The sequence below is a fragment of the Xanthomonas sp. LF06-19 genome (assembly GCF_034105425.1).
Classification (GTDB): domain Bacteria; phylum Pseudomonadota; class Gammaproteobacteria; order Xanthomonadales; family Xanthomonadaceae; genus Xanthomonas_A; species Xanthomonas_A sontii.
The window spans coordinates 347223-362408 of record NZ_JAXGGH010000006.1 but is presented as its reverse complement, the minus strand read 5'-3'; the positions used below and the strand labels follow the sequence as shown (position 1 = coordinate 362408).

7 protein-coding genes are annotated in these 15186 nt (G+C 68.4%); all 7 read left to right on the top strand.

Annotation, left to right across the window (positions count from 1 at the left end; genetic code table 11):
* Window positions 1–622, top strand: a 622-nt coding sequence (locus SLW55_RS14240) for a methyl-accepting chemotaxis protein (protein WP_320745322.1), incomplete at its 5' end; no start/stop codon positions are given.
* Window positions 623–1087: 465 nt separating this feature from the next.
* Entirely contained in the window at window positions 1088–3331 is a 2244-nt protein-coding gene (locus SLW55_RS14235; RefSeq protein WP_152236988.1) for a methyl-accepting chemotaxis protein, read from the top strand.
* 383 nt (window positions 3332–3714) lie between these two features.
* Window positions 3715–6363, top strand: a complete 2649-nt coding sequence (locus SLW55_RS14230) for a methyl-accepting chemotaxis protein (RefSeq protein ID WP_152180600.1) — start codon at window positions 3715–3717, stop codon at window positions 6361–6363.
* Window positions 6364–6601: 238 nt separating this feature from the next.
* Window positions 6602–7372: a transporter gene (locus SLW55_RS14225; RefSeq protein ID WP_017913687.1), complete on the top strand. Its 771-nt coding sequence runs from the start codon at window positions 6602–6604 to the stop codon at window positions 7370–7372.
* A 13-nt stretch (window positions 7373–7385) separates the two neighbouring features.
* A complete protein-coding gene (locus tag SLW55_RS14220; RefSeq protein ID WP_267100621.1) occupies window positions 7386–9755 on the top strand; it encodes a methyl-accepting chemotaxis protein in 2370 nt (789 codons plus the stop codon).
* A 249-nt stretch (window positions 9756–10004) separates the two neighbouring features.
* The gene (locus SLW55_RS14215) at window positions 10005–12233 is read left to right on the top strand and encodes a methyl-accepting chemotaxis protein (RefSeq protein WP_320745321.1); all 2229 of its coding nucleotides are present in this window, start codon (window positions 10005–10007) and stop codon (window positions 12231–12233) included.
* Window positions 12234–12579: 346 nt separating this feature from the next.
* A complete protein-coding gene (locus SLW55_RS14210; RefSeq protein WP_320745320.1) occupies window positions 12580–14823 on the top strand; it encodes a methyl-accepting chemotaxis protein in 2244 nt (747 codons plus the stop codon).
* Window positions 14824–15186: the final 363 nt, after the last annotated feature.

Sequence of the window (15186 nt, the reverse complement as noted above, 5' to 3'; positions counted from 1 at the left end):
TATCGCCTTCCAGACCAATATCCTGGCCTTGAATGCGGCGGTGGAAGCGGCGCGTGCCGGCGAGCAGGGCCGCGGCTTCGCCGTGGTCGCCAGCGAAGTGCGCACCCTCGCCCAGCGCTCGTCGAATGCGGCCAAGGAGATCAAGGACCTGATCGACGACTCGGTCGGCCGCGTCGCCCAGGGCTCGGCGCTGGTCGACCAGGCCGGCAAGACCATGCAGGAGATCGTGGCCTCGGTGCAGCGCGTCACCGACATCATGGGCGAGATCTCCGCCGCCTCGCAGGAACAGTCGGCCGGCATCGAGCAGGTCAACCAGACCGTGATGCAGATGGACGAGGCCACCCAGCAGAACGCTGCCCTGGTGGAAGAAGCTACCGCCGCCGCGCGTTCGATGGAGGATCAGGCCGGCCAGCTGAGCCAGGCCGTGGCCCTGTTCAAGATCGACCAGCAGGCGCCGACGGCACCGCGCCGCGCCGCGCCGCCGGCCGCGCTCGCCAGCGTCGGCGCCAAGCGACCGGCCAAGATGCCTGCACCGCCAGCGGCCGCACGCCGGCCGGTGGCCGTTGCTGCAGCCAAGACCACAGACGTGGTTGCGGGCGGTGGCGACTGGCAGGAGTTCTGATCGCGCTTCACCGCGCATCCCACTGACACGGGTAACGAAGCCCGGGAGCGCCAGCTCCCGGGCTCTTTTTTTGAGTCATTCCACACGGCCGGAGGCGAATCGACGGGCGTGGCGCCCGGAAAAGCGCGACGCCTATCCCTGTCGGAGTGAAGCCAACGTGAAGCGCATCTAAATCCGCACCATCCCGCCTTAAAGAACAGAGCGCACACGCCGATACGGCGGGAGCACACACAAATTGTCTACGAATTTGAACAAGAGTTGCCACAGGGCGACTGAAGCAAAGAAACGCCAAATCGCCGAATAAGTTTCAATCGCGAACATCTATTAAATTTACAAAAACTATCAATTTCATTCTTTCGATGTGCAGACGAAATAGATAGGCACCGCCCAGCGCCTCCGCGGACATCGACTCAGGCAAGGGGTACGCCATCCCCAACGCTTCACTTTTCCTCCAGGACCACGACGATGACGCTCAAGAATCTCAGTCTTTCCGCCAGGCTCGCGCTCAGTTTCGCGATCATCGTGCTCATCACGGTGATCATCGGCTCGATCAGCCTGAGCAGCCTCTCTTCGCTCAACAACGCCGCCGACATGAACGACCATACCTACAAGGTGATGGCCACCGGCGACATGATGGAAATCGATGCCCTCAACGTCGAGACCGGCTCGCGTGGCTATCTGCTGGCGGGCGAGCAGCAGCATCTGCAACCGTTCACCACGGGCGTCGCCGAATTCGAAAAGAACTTCGCCGAGGCCAAGCGCCTGACCGCGGACAATCCACGCCAGCAGGCGCGGCTGGAGAAGGTGCACGCGGCGTTCGATGACCTGGTCGGCATCGAGAAGCAGATCATCGCGCTGCGCGCCCAATCCGACGACCCGGCAAAGATCACCGCGGCGTTCGGCCAGGCCCGCGACCGCAAGGCGATGCAGGAGATCCGCGGCCTGCTCCGCGACTTCACCAACGAAGAGCGCGGCCTGCTGGCCAAGCGCACCGACACCCTGATCGCCGTGCGCGCGCAGAACAAGTGGGCGGTGCTGCTGGGCAACCTGCTGGTGATCGTGGCCGCGATCGGCATGGCGATCGTGATCCGCCGCCAGTTGCTCAAGCGCCTGGGCACCGCGATCGGCGTGGCCGATGCCATCGCCCGCGGCAAGCTCGACAATGCCATCGACCTGCGCAGCAAGGACGAGGCCGGCGTGCTGTTGCTGAGCATGGACAAGATGCAGAGCCAGTTGCAGGCGGTGCTCGCCGCGCAGGCGGAGATGGCCCAGCGCCATGACGCCGGCCAGATCAGCTTCCGCATGGACGAAACCGTGTTCCCCGGCGACTACGGCCGCATGGTCCACGACAGCAATACGCTGGTCGCCGCGCACATCGCGGTCAAACTGCGCCTGGCACAGATCATGGGCCGCTACGCCATCGGCGACCTGTCCGAGGACATGGACCGCCTGCCCGGCGAAAAGGCGGTGCTGACCGAAACGATGGACACGGTCAAGCACAACCTGACCGCGATGAATACCGAGATCAAGCACCTGGCCGGTGCGGCGGCCGCCGGCGACTTCAGCGTGCGTGGCGATACCGAGCGCTTCCAGTACGACTTCCGCCTGATGGTCGAGAGCCTCAACCAGTTGATGGCCACCGCCGACGGCAACCTGCAGGCGTTGTCGGCACTGCTGCAGTCCATCGCCGCCGGCGACCTGACCGCGCGCATGCACGGCCAGTTCCAGGGCGTGTTCGCCACCATGCGCGACGATGCCAACGCCACCGCCGAACAGCTCGCGGCGATCGTCGCGCGGATCCAGACCGCGGCGGTCAGCATCAACGGCGCCGCCAGCGAGATCGCCGCCGGCAACGACGATCTGTCGCGCCGGACCGAACAACAGGCCGCCAGCCTCGAAGAAACCGCCGCGTCGATGGAGGAACTGACCTCCACCGTCAAGCAGAACGCCGAGCACGCCCGCCAGGCCAACCAGCTCGCCACCGGTGCAGCCACGGTTGCCTCGCAGGGCGGCGCGGTGGTCGGCCAGGTGGTCGAGACCATGAGCGGGATCGAGGCGTCCTCGAAGAAGATCGCCGACATCATCAGCGTCATCGACGGCATCGCCTTCCAGACCAACATTCTTGCCTTGAATGCGGCGGTGGAAGCGGCGCGTGCCGGCGAACAGGGCCGTGGCTTCGCCGTGGTCGCCAGCGAAGTGCGCACCCTCGCCCAGCGCTCGGCCAACGCCGCCAAGGAGATCAAGGGTCTGATCGACGACTCCGTCGGCCGTGTCGCCCAGGGCTCGGCGCTGGTCGACCAGGCGGGCAAGACCATGCAGGAGATCGTGACCTCGGTGCAGCGCGTCACCGACATCATGGGCGAGATCGCCGCCGCCTCGCAGGAGCAGTCCGCCGGCATCGAGCAGGTCAACCAGACCGTCACCCAGATGGACGAAACCACCCAGCAGAACGCCGCGCTGGTCGAAGAAGCCACCGCCGCCGCGCGTTCGATGGAAGAACAGGCCGGCCAGCTGAGCCAGGCCGTGGCGGTGTTCAAGATCGAGGCGAGCAGCGCCCCGCTCGGCCATCCGGCTGTCCCCAGCGCACCGAGCCGCCCGGCCGCCCGGTCGGCGGCCAAGCCGGTGGCCAAGCCCGCCGCCCGTCCGGTCCGGCAATCGGCCCGGCCGGTCGCGGTCGCGGCGGGCGACGACAGCTGGCAGGAGTTCTGAGCACGCGCCGTCGCCGCCGGTCCGCGTCGACGGCCCCGGGAGCGATCGCTCCCGGGGCTTTTTCGTTGTCATCGTCCTGTCGGCCGCCGAGCCGCCTTGGTCGTGCGGCTCGGCGCCGCGCCCGACGCTCGACCTGCCGTGATCGGGGAACGATCGCGATGCGGTGCCGTCCAACGCGACCGACAGAGCATCCGGTTCCGGCCCCATGGCCGGTGCCGGGGCGCGTGTGGCGTTGCACCACAAACACGCCCTACATTTCTGGGACGCCGTGCCGATAACCGGAAGGTCGCGCACGTCTCCGCTCCGGTCTGCTGTGCCCGCAGGCAACAGGCTCCGGTCCACGACAGCGCGATCTTTCCCTCCTCTCCATCGAGACGACCGCGATGTCCACGACGTCCTCCACTCGCCCGAGCAGTGTCGCCACCCGCCTGATGCTCGGCGTGGCCGCGATCGCCCTGCTGTGCTTCGGCATTACCGCCGCCATCATCTACGCCCGCAGCAGTTCCGCCCTGCTCGCCTCCGCCAAGGTCGGCATGACCGACACCGCGCGCCTGGAATCGGAGCGCATCGGCAACACCATCGGCGCCTCCGCGGTCTCCAACCAGGCGCTGGCCAATGCCCTGCTCGCCCAGCGCGGCCACGACAAGGCCCGCGAGTTGTTCAGCGACAGCCTGCGCCGCGAACTGCAGCAGCATCCGGACTGGACCGGCATGGGCACGCTATGGGAACCGCAGGCGCTGGACGGCAAGGACGCGGACTACGTCAACAGCGCAGGCCATGACGCCAGCGGCCGCTACATGGTGTACTGGTCCTGGCAGAACGGGAAACTGGTGCGCGATCCGCTGCGCGACTACGACGTGGCCGGCGCCGGCGACTGGTATCTGAATCCGCGCAAGCTGCTGCGGCCGACCGTCGCCGAACCCTACGATTACGAGATCGCCGGCAAGAAGGTGCTGATGACCACGGTCAGCACGCCGATCCTGGAAGACGGCAAGTTCCTGGGCGTGGTCACCACCGATTTCGGCCTGGCCACGCTGCAGCAGCGCGTCGCCAAGCTGCGCCCGCTCGGTGCCGGCCGCGTGCGCCTGCTCTCGCCGGGCGGCGCCATCGTCGCCGACCGCGATCCGGCACTGGTCGGCAAGAAGCTGCAGGATCCGGCCACCCGCGCCTTGCTGGCCGAGATCGCCCAGGGCAAGACCGTCGGCCGCAACACCGTCGATCCGCAGACCGGCGCCACCGACGTGGAAGTGTATGTGCCGCTGCAGATCGGCCAGGCCCAGGAGCGCTTCGCGCTGGGCGTGGCGGTGCCGAAGGCGGTGCTGATGGCGCAGGCGCGCAGCCTGCTGTGGACCATCGTGGCGGTCGGCCTGTGCGCCGCGCTGCTGCTCAGCGGCGGACTCTACCTGCTGCTGCGGCGGCTGGTGGTCAAGCCGCTGGCCAGTGCGGTGGAAGTCTCCAGCGCGGTCGCCGCCGGCCGCCTGGACAGCCGCATCCAGTATCCGCGCAACGACGAATTGGGGCAGCTGCTGGGATCGCTGCAACGCATGCAGCAGCAGCTGCGCGCGGTACTCGACGCGCAGAAGGAGATGGCCCAGCGCCACGACGCCGGCGAGATCAGCTACCGCATGGACGAAGCGGCCTTCCCCGGCGACTACGGGCGCATGGTCCACGACAGCAACGCCCTGGCCGCCTCGCATATCGCGGTCAAGATGCGCCTGGCGCAGATCATGGGCCGCTACGCCATCGGCGACCTGTCCGAGGACATGGATCGGCTGCCCGGCGAAAAGGCGGTGCTGACCGAAACCATGGACACGGTCAAGCGCAACCTCACCGCGATGAACACCGAGATCAAGCACCTGGCCGGCGCCGCCGCCGCCGGCGACTTCAGCGTGCGTGGCGACGCCGAGCGCTTCCAGTACGACTTCCGCCTGATGGTCGAGAGCCTCAATCAGTTGATGGCCACCGCCGATGGCAACCTGCAGGCGCTGTCCACGCTGTTGAAAGCGATCGCCGCCGGCGATCTGACCGCGCGCATGCACGGCCAGTTCCAGGGCGTGTTCGCCACCATGCGCGACGACGCCAATGCCACCACCGAACAGCTGGCCGCCATCGTCGCGCGCATCCAGACCGCCGCGGTCAGCATCAACGGCGCCGCGGCCGAGATCGCCGCCGGCAACGACGATCTGTCGCGCCGCACCGAACAGCAGGCGGCCAGCCTGGAAGAGACCGCTGCGTCGATGGAAGAGCTGACCTCCACGGTCAAGCAGAACGCCGAGCACGCCCGCCAGGCCAACCAGCTCGCCACCGGTGCAGCCACGGTCGCCTCGCAGGGCGGCGCGGTGGTCGGCCAGGTGGTCGAGACCATGAGTGGGATCGAGGCCTCGTCGAAGAAGATCGCCGACATCATCAGCGTGATCGACGGCATCGCCTTCCAGACCAACATCCTCGCCTTGAACGCGGCCGTGGAAGCGGCGCGTGCCGGCGAACAGGGCCGCGGCTTCGCCGTGGTCGCCAGCGAAGTGCGAACCCTCGCCCAGCGCTCTGCCAATGCCGCCAAGGAGATCAAGGGCCTGATCGACGACTCGGTCGGCCGTGTCGCACAAGGTTCCGCCCTGGTCGAACAGGCCGGCACCACCATGCAGGAGATCGTCGCCTCGGTGCAGCGCGTCACCGACATCATGGGCGAGATCTCGGCCGCCTCGCAGGAGCAGTCCGCCGGCATCGAGCAGGTCAACCAGACCATCACCCAGATGGACGAGGCCACCCAGCAGAACGCCGCGCTGGTCGAGGAAGCCACCGCCGCGGCGCGTTCGATGGAAGACCAGGCCGGCCAGCTCAACCAGGCCGTGGCCCTGTTCAAGCTGGACACCAGCGCCGCGGTGGCGAGCGCCGCGCCGGCGCCTGTGCGCCGCCCTGCTCCGCCTGCTCCGGCCGCCCCGGCAGCAACGCCGCGGCGACCGGCAGCGGCCCCGCTGCGGGCGGTCCCGCGCGCGACCGCGTCGACCGACGACGGGCAGTGGCAGGAGTTCTGAGCCGCTGCAGCGCCCCGCTGCCACCGCGAGGCGCGCTGTGCGTCTCGCGGTGCGGCTGCGGGGCAGCGGGTGACGACGTCCCACAGAGCGCTTAGCGCGTCACGCTCGTAAAGAAAGTGTATTCAGGGTCGATATAGAAAGCGGAACTGCCATGCCATGGGCGCCGCGACGCGCGCCCCGGCGCCGGCCGCACTGCGCCCGGATCCACGGTTCCGACCGAACCGCCACGGGAGCCGCCATGAAGCGACGCGTTATCGCCACCTGTCTGACCTTGTGCGGCCTCGCCAGCCTCGCAGGCCATGTCCATGCCGAGGCCGAGCCGATCGCCACCGATCGCCCGGACTTCGTCGAATCCAGCCTCACCGTCGGCGACCGCCGCCTGCAGGTGGAAACCAGCGTGGCCTGGGAACGCGACGGCGATGTCGACGGCTATGCCACGCCCACCCTGTTCCGCTACGGCATCGGCCCGACCTGGGAACTGCGCCTGGAGACCGACGGCTGGCAGACCATCGACGTCCCCGTCGGCGGCGACGTCTCCGGCTTCTCCGACATCTCGCTGGGCCTCAAGCACCACCTGGCCAGCGAGATCGGCGGCGCCTCGCTGGCCTGGCTGCTGCACGTGGACCTGCCCAGCGGCGCGCGCAACGTACGCGGCAGCGGCGCACGCCCCTCGTTCCGCCTGGTGGCCGAATGGGAACTCAGCGACAGCGTGTCCCTGGGCATGATGCCGGGCGTGATCCGCGACGAAGGCGACGGCGGGCATCGCTACACCGCCGGCATCTTCGGCGTGGTGCTGGGCAAGGCCTGGAACGACCGCACCCGCTCGTTCGTGGAGCTGGCCCTGCCGCAGATCGCGCATGCCGACGACGGCGGCACCATCGCCCTGCTCGACATCGGCTCGGCCTGGCTGCTCACCCAGGACGTGCAGCTGGACGTGGTGTACAGCCGCGGCCTCAACGACCGTTCGCCGGACCACGCGCTCGGCGCGGGCCTGTCCTTCCGTTTCTGATCGGGCCACACCGATGAAAATCATGCATATGCTCGGGATCCTGGTGCTGGTGGCGGTGCTCGCCCTGCTCGCGCTGGGCGGGGTCGGCTACGGCGCGCAGCAGGGGCTGCTGCGCTCGGTCGCCGCGCAGGTCGTATCCTCGGACGCGCTGCGCAACCACATGCAGGCCGACATGATGCATGACGCACTGCGTGGCGACGTCACCGCTGCGCTGCTGGCGGCGGCGCACCAGGATGCGGACGGGGTCAAGGCGGCGCGCGCGGCGCTGGGCGAACACGCCGGCGAGTTCCGCAAGGCGCTGGACGACAACCAGAAGCTGCCGCTGGACGGCACCCTGCGCGCGCAACTGGATGCGGCGGGACCGGCGTTGCAGCGCTACATCGCCGCCGCCGACAAGGTGGTGACGCTGGCCGAGTCGCAGGGCGACAGCAGTGCCGCCTATGCCGACTTCACCGCGCAGTTCACGCGGCTGGAAGCCGAGATGGACACGATCAGCGACAGCATCCTGGCGCTGAACGAGCAGAGCCGCAAAGCCGCCGAACAGCAGAGCCAGCGCGCCACCTGGCAGCAGGCAGGCGCGGTGCTGGTGGCCGTGCTGTGCCTGGCCGCCGCCGCAGCCTGGATCCTGCGCTCGGTCGCGCAATTGCTCGGCGGCGAGCCGCGGGTGGCGATGGACGCGGCCCAGCGCATCGCCGAGGGCCGCCTGGACCAGCCGATCCCGGTCGCGGCCAGGCACGGGCGCAGCCTGATGGCGGCGCTGGCGCGGATGCAGCGCGAACTGCGCGAGCGCATCGAACGCGAGCGCAGCGTCGCCGCGGAGAACCTGCGCATCCGCACCGCCCTGGACAACGCGTCCACCGGCATGTACATCGCCGATCCCGACCTGACCATCATCTACGCCAACACCGCGCTGCAGACCCTGCTGCAGACCCACGCCGAGGACATCCGCGCCTGCGCGCCGGCGTTCGATCGCTCTGCGCCGCTGCTGGGCCAATCGGTGGCGCTGCTGGAAGTCGGCAATTCGCAGGACGCGGAGATCTACCAGCGGCTGGATCGGCAAGGCGCGGCGCAGCGCGAGGTGCGCTACCGCGAGGTCTGCATCGCCCAGGAGATTTCCGCCATCCGCAATGCCGAGGGCGCGCACCTGGGCTTCGTCTGCGAATGGCGCGACCGCACCGCCGAGACCCGTGTCGAAGCGGAAGTGGCCGCGGTGGTGCGCAGCGCCGCCGCCGGCGACCTGTCGCAGCGCATCGACCGCACCGGCAAGCAAGGCTTCTTCCTGATGCTGGCGCAGCAACTCAACGGCCTGCTCGACGCCAACGCGATCAGCATCGCCGAGGTCTCGCGGCTGCTCAGCGCGCTGGCCGACGGCGATCTCGGCGCGCGCATGCACGGCGACTTCCACGGCATCTTCGCCACCATGCGCGACGACGCCAACGGCACCGCCGAGCGCCTGGCCGACATCGTCGGCCGCATCCAGCGCGCCGCCGGCGACATCCACAGCGCCGCCACCGAAATCGCCCAGGGCAACAGCGACCTGTCGCAGCGCACCGAACAGCAGGCCGCCAGCCTGGAGGAAACCGCCGCCTCGATGGAAGAGCTGACCGCCACGGTGAAGCAGAACGCCGAGCACGCGCGCCAGGCCAACCAGCTCGCCGCCGGCGCCGCCGCGGTCGCCTCGCAAGGCGGCGCGGTGGTCGGCCAGGTGGTGGACACCATGAGCGGCATCGAGACCGCATCGAAGAAGATCGCCGACATCATTTCGGTGATCGACGGCATCGCCTTCCAGACCAACATCCTGGCGCTCAACGCCGCGGTGGAAGCCGCACGCGCCGGCGAACAGGGCCGCGGTTTCGCGGTCGTCGCCAGCGAGGTGCGGGTGCTGGCGCAACGCTCGGCCAACGCCGCCAAGGAGATCAAGGGTCTGATCGACGACTCGGTCGGCCGCGTCGCCACCGGCGCGGAACTGGTACAGCGCGCCGGCCAGACCATGCAGGAGATCGTGGCCTCGGTGGGCCGCGTCACCGACATCATGGGCGAGATTTCCGCCGCCTCGCAGGAGCAGTCCGCCGGCATCGAGCAGGTCAACCGCACCGTCACGCAGATGGACGAGAGCACCCAGCAGAACGCTGCCCTGGTCGAAGAAGCCACGGCGGCGGCGCGGTCGATGGAGGACCAGGCGGCGCAGCTGAGCGACGCGGTGGCCGTGTTCCGATTGGAACAGCATGCCACGCGTGCCGCCCCTTCCCCAGCCTTCGTCGCCGCGGTGGTGGCCGGCCATTCGGCCACTGCTGCAACGTCGCATGCCACGCAGGCGCCTCAACCGAACGCGCAGGCCATCGCCGACGCGATCGGCACCCAGTGGCAGCCGCTCACCGCTTGAGGAGGCGTGTAGGGAAATGAATCAGACAGCGTCGGGAATCGCCTTACGACCAACGACGCATCCAGAACTACGCCGTTACGCCGATATCACCTTCGAGCGACGGCAAAACATGGTGTACAGCAAGATATTGGGTTTCTTTCTTCACTTTTCTGACCGCCACGCTCGCCACTCCGGCCACGCACATGCCGCCGGAGCCTGTAGGGACAAGGACCTGGACGTGCCAGGGACACCGTCAACGAAGAGGTCGACATGAATTCCTTTCTGCAACGCTACAACGTGGGACGCCGCCTCGGCGCTGCCTTCGGCCTGCTGATCCTGCTGTCCTGCCTGCTGGTCGCGGCCGGCCTTTTATCCATGGCAGGCGCGCGCCATGAACTGGACAACATCGTCAAGGTCAGTGTCGAGAAGATGCGGATCAGCAACGGCATGCTCGATGCCAACTCAAGCATCCTGGTCGCACTCGGCACGCTGTCCATGGTGACCAGCGAGGATCTCAACAAAGAGGCGCTCGCCGAGATCAAGGATAAGCGTCAACGCTATAGCGACCTGCGCAACGAACTGGAAAAGTTTCCCGCAACCAGTGCAAGCGTGGTCAAATTGCGCGCCGACATCGATGCGGCGCGCGATATCGCGCGTACCCTCAACAATCAGGTGATCGACCTGGCGAACGCCGGGCGCAACGCCGAGGCGCAGACACTGCTGAGCGAGCGTTCGCGCCCGGCCACGCTGGCGTGGCAAGCGAAAATCCGCCAGAACGTCGCCTTGCAGGAACAGCAGACGCACGACGCCTACGCCACGGCAACGCGCGCCATGGCGCGCGGCCGCAACATGCTCATCGCAGGTGGAGTGGCCGTCCTGGTCGTCAGCGTCTTCCTGGCCTGGGCGATCACCCGCAGCCTGACCATGCCGCTGAACCGCGCCACGCGTGCCGCCGAGGCCATCGCCAGCGGCCGCCTGGACAACGACGTCACGACCAACGCCCGCGACGAGCCGGGACGCCTGCTGCTGGCGATGGACGCGATGCAGCGGCAGTTGCAGCGCTTCTCCGGCGAAACGGCGTTGATGATCGAACTGCATGCCGACAAGGACATCAGCCACCGCATGCCGCTGGATTTCCCGGGCGTGTACGGCGAGTTGAGCAAGGGCATCAACACCATGATGTTCGAGCATCTGGACGCCATCGTCGATGCCATCGGCGTGCTCAACGAATACGCCAACGGCGACCTGCGCCGCGACGCCCGGCGCCTGCCTGGCAGCCGCGCGGTGCTGCACGAATCGATGGACGCGGCCAAGGCCAGCCTGCTGGCGATCAATACCGAGATCAAGCGCCTGGCCGCGGCCGCCGCCGCCGGCGACTTCAGCGCCCGCGGCGATGCCGCGCACTTCCAGCACGATTTCCGGCTGATGGTGCAGGACCTCAACGCGATGATGGAGGTCAGCGACCACAACCTGGGCAAGCTGTCGGCCCTGCTGCAATCCATCGCCGCCGGGGATCTCACCGCGCGCATGGATGGCGAGTTCCGCGGCGTGTTCGCGCGGATGCGCGACGACGCCAACGCCACCGTCGAACAGCTGACCGGCATCGTCGGTCGCATCCAGACCGCGGCGGTCAGCATCAACGCGGCCTCGACCGAAATCGCCGCCGGCAACGACGACCTGTCGCGCCGCACCGAGCAGCAGGCGGCAAGCCTGGAAGAAACCGCCGCGTCGATGGAGGAACTGACCTCCACGGTCAAGCAGAACGCCGAGCACGCGCGTCAGGCCAACCAGTTGGCGGTGGGCGCGGCTTCTGTGGCCTCACAGGGCGGCAACGTGGTCGGCCAGGTTGTTCAGACCATGAGCGGGATCGAGGCCTCGTCGAAGAAGATTGCCGACATCATCAGCGTCATCGACGGCATCGCCTTCCAGACCAATATCCTGGCCTTGAATGCGGCGGTGGAAGCGGCGCGCGCTGGCGACCAGGGCCGCGGCTTCGCCGTGGTCGCCAGCGAAGTGCGCACCCTGGCACAACGCTCGGCCGGCGCGGCCAAGGAGATCAAGACGCTGATCGACGACTCGGTCGCGCGCGTGGCCGAGGGCTCGGCGCTGGTCGATCAGGCCGGTCGCACGATGAGCGAGATCGTGGCCTCGGTGCAACGCGTCACCGACATCATGGGCGAGATCTCGGCGGCCTCGCAGGAGCAGGCATCGGGGATCGAGCAGGTCAACCAGACCGTCACCCAGATGGACGAGGCCACTCAGCAGAACGCCGCATTGGTGGAAGAAGCCACCGCCGCCGCACGCTCGATGGAGGAACAAGCCGGCCAGCTCAGCGACACCGTGGCGTTGTTCAAGATCGACAACGCCGGCGTGCGTGCGGCAACGGCGCCGCCTGCCACGGTCAACGCGCCGCGGGCGGCCAAGGCGACGGCGCGTCCGCAGCGGCAGCCCGCCAAGCGCACCGCGGTCGCGGCCGGCGGCGACTGGCAGGAGTTCTGAGTCGTACGGTCGCCATGCCGCCGGCATGGCGACCGGTCCCGGCGGTAACGCCCGGCGTTCGCAGCGCAGCCCTTACGCAGCTGCGCATTCCTGCAATACGCGAACCATAGCTCGGTGCATTACACGCCGGCGCATGTCGGAACCACGTCGGATTTTGCCTTCGCCGACCAACACGCGTCGGAAGGCAGACAGCTTCCTAACTGCCTGCCAACAAGGATCCGCACACCACTCAATTCCTGGCCGCCATGTCGATATCCATGGGGTGGCAGCGCATCGCCACGAGGCGCCGCAACGCTGGCCTGCCAGCGCGTGCGACCCGACTCCTTCTGTCCCCCAAAGGTCGGCTATGAACGCACTTCTGCAACGCTACAACGTCGGTCGGCGCCTGGGCATGGCGTTCGGCATCCTCATCCTGTTGTCCGGTGTACTGGTCGCCATGGGGCTGCTGACCATGGCCAGGGCGCATCGCGAACTGGACAGCATCGTCAACGGCAACATGGAAAAGGTCCGCCTCTCCAACGAGATGCTGGACGCCAACACCAATGTGCAGATCGGGCTGCTGTCCATCACCATCGTCGATGGCGATGCGGCCAACCAGAAGATGATCGACATCGTGCAGCGCAACCGGGCGCGCTACAAGGCCGCGCACGATGCATTGTCGGCGATGCCGGCGACCCCGGCCGAACGCCAGGCCATGGCCACGATCGAGCGCACGCGGGCGCAGTCGGTGCAACTCAACAACCAGGTGCTGGCGCTCGGCGAGAAGGACCAGAACGCCCAGGCGCAGGCATTGCTGCTGGGCGATGCCGCGGTGGCGATGGAGAAGCAGCAGGCGGCGATCCGCGCCAATGCCGATCTGCAGCGGCGCTTGAGCCGGGAGGCCTATGCGATCTCCTCGGCAGCGATGGCGCGGGGCCGCGTCATCCTCATCTCCGGCGGCCTTGCGGTCCTGCTGGTCAGCGGCCTGCTGGGCTGGACGATCACCCGTAGCCTGACCGGGCCGCTCGGCCGCGCCACCCGCGCCGCCGAAGCCATCGCCGATGGCCGCCTGGACAACGACGTGAGCACTGACGCGCGCGACGAACCCGGCCGCCTGCTGGTCGCGATGGGCCGGATGCAGACCCAATTGCAGCGCTTCTCCAGCGAAACCGCGTTGATGATCGAGCTGCATGCCGACAAGGACATGTCCCACCGCATGCCGCAGGACTTCCCGGGCGTGTACGGCGAGCTGAGCAAGGGCATCAACACCATGATGTTCGAGCACCTGGACGCCATCGTCGACGCCATCGGCGTGCTCAACGAATACGCCAATGGCGACCTGCGCCGCGACGCCCGGCGCCTGCCCGGCAGCCGCGCGGTCCTGCACGAGTCTATGGATGCGGCCAAGGCCAGCCTGCTGGCGATCAATACCGAGATCAAGCGCCTGGCGGCGGCCGCCGCCGCCGGCGACTTCAGCGCCCGCGGCGATGCCGCGCACTTCCAACACGACTTCCGGCTGATGGTGCAGGACCTCAACGCGATGATGGAGGTCAGCGACAACAACCTGGGCAAGCTGTCGGCGTTGCTGCAGTCCATCGCCGCCGGCGACCTCACCGCGCGCATGGAAGGCGAGTTCCACGGCGTGTTCGCCACCATGCGCGACGACGCCAACGCCACCGCCGACCAGTTGACCGGCATCGTCGGCCGCATCCAGACCGCGGCGGTCAGCATCAATGCCGCTGCCACCGAAATCGCCGCCGGCAACGACGACCTGTCGCGCCGCACCGAGCAGCAGGCGGCGAGCCTGGAAGAAACCGCCGCGTCGATGGAGGAGCTGACCTCCACCGTGAAGCAGAATGCCGAGCACGCGCGCCAGGCCAACCAGTTGGCAGTGGGTGCGGCGGCGGTCGCCTCGCAAGGCGGCAGCGTTGTCGGCCAGGTGGTCGAGACCATGAGCGGCATCGAGGCCTCGTCGAAGAGGATCGCCGACATCATCTCGGTCATCGACGGCATCGCCTTCCAGACCAACATCCTGGCGCTCAACGCCGCCGTGGAAGCCGCCCGTGCCGGCGAACAGGGCCGCGGCTTCGCGGTGGTCGCCAGCGAAGTGCGCACCCTCGCCCAGCGTTCGGCCAATGCCGCCAAGGAGATCAAGACGCTGATCGACGACTCGGTCGGCCGCGTCGCCACCGGCTCGGCGCTGGTCGACCAGGCGGGCCGCACCATGAACGAGATCGTCGCCTCGGTGCAGCGTGTCACCGACATCATGGGCGAGATCTCGGCGGCCTCGCAGGAGCAGTCCGCCGGCATCGAGCAGGTCAACCAGACCGTCACCCAGATGGACGAGACCACCCAGCAGAACGCCGCGCTGGTCGAAGAAGCCACCGCCGCCGCGCGCTCGATGGAAGAACAGGCGGTGCAGCTCAGCGATGCAGTCGCGCTGTTCAAGATCGACCGTGTCGCCACGATCGCGCCGCCGGCCGCGGTCCGCGCGGTACCGGCCAAGCCGGCGGCGCGGGTTGCGAGCAAGGCCGGCGCGGCGCCGCAACCGGCGGCACGCCGTCCGGTCGTGGCCGCCGGCAGCAACGGCGACGCCTGGCGGGAGTTCTGAGGCCACGGCGGTGGCCAGGCGCACACGGCCTGGCCACCTCGCCTGCACCAGCGGCACATTCCGCCATCCCCTGCCTGATCGAACGCCGGCTGCCCCGACGCGCGCTCGACACGCGCCACCATCGCCCCGCGCCTCCTCGCCACCATCGCGTGCCTGCCACGGCGCGCCAGCGCCCCACTGCCCCTGCCTCGCCCGACCTCGATGCCAGCCCGGCACGGCCGGATCACGCCCACTGCAGGCGACACCAGCGACAGCGGCGCGGCACGTCCATCGGCGAATGGACCGAGCGAGGACATGCCAACACGCGCCGGTCACCGCGGTTCCCGCAGCCTTCTCGACAGGCCTGCACATCCCGGAATCGTG

Coding starts and splice junctions, on each gene's coding strand:
- SLW55_RS14235 (WP_152236988.1), top strand. CDS start 1,088: ATGACGCTCAAGAATCTCAGTCTTTCCGCCAGGCTCGCGCTCAGTTTC.
- SLW55_RS14230 (WP_152180600.1), top strand. CDS start 3,715: ATGTCCACGACGTCCTCCACTCGCCCGAGCAGTGTCGCCACCCGCCTG.
- SLW55_RS14225 (WP_017913687.1), top strand. CDS start 6,602: ATGAAGCGACGCGTTATCGCCACCTGTCTGACCTTGTGCGGCCTCGCC.
- SLW55_RS14220 (WP_267100621.1), top strand. CDS start 7,386: ATGAAAATCATGCATATGCTCGGGATCCTGGTGCTGGTGGCGGTGCTC.
- SLW55_RS14215 (WP_320745321.1), top strand. CDS start 10,005: ATGAATTCCTTTCTGCAACGCTACAACGTGGGACGCCGCCTCGGCGCT.
- SLW55_RS14210 (WP_320745320.1), top strand. CDS start 12,580: ATGAACGCACTTCTGCAACGCTACAACGTCGGTCGGCGCCTGGGCATG.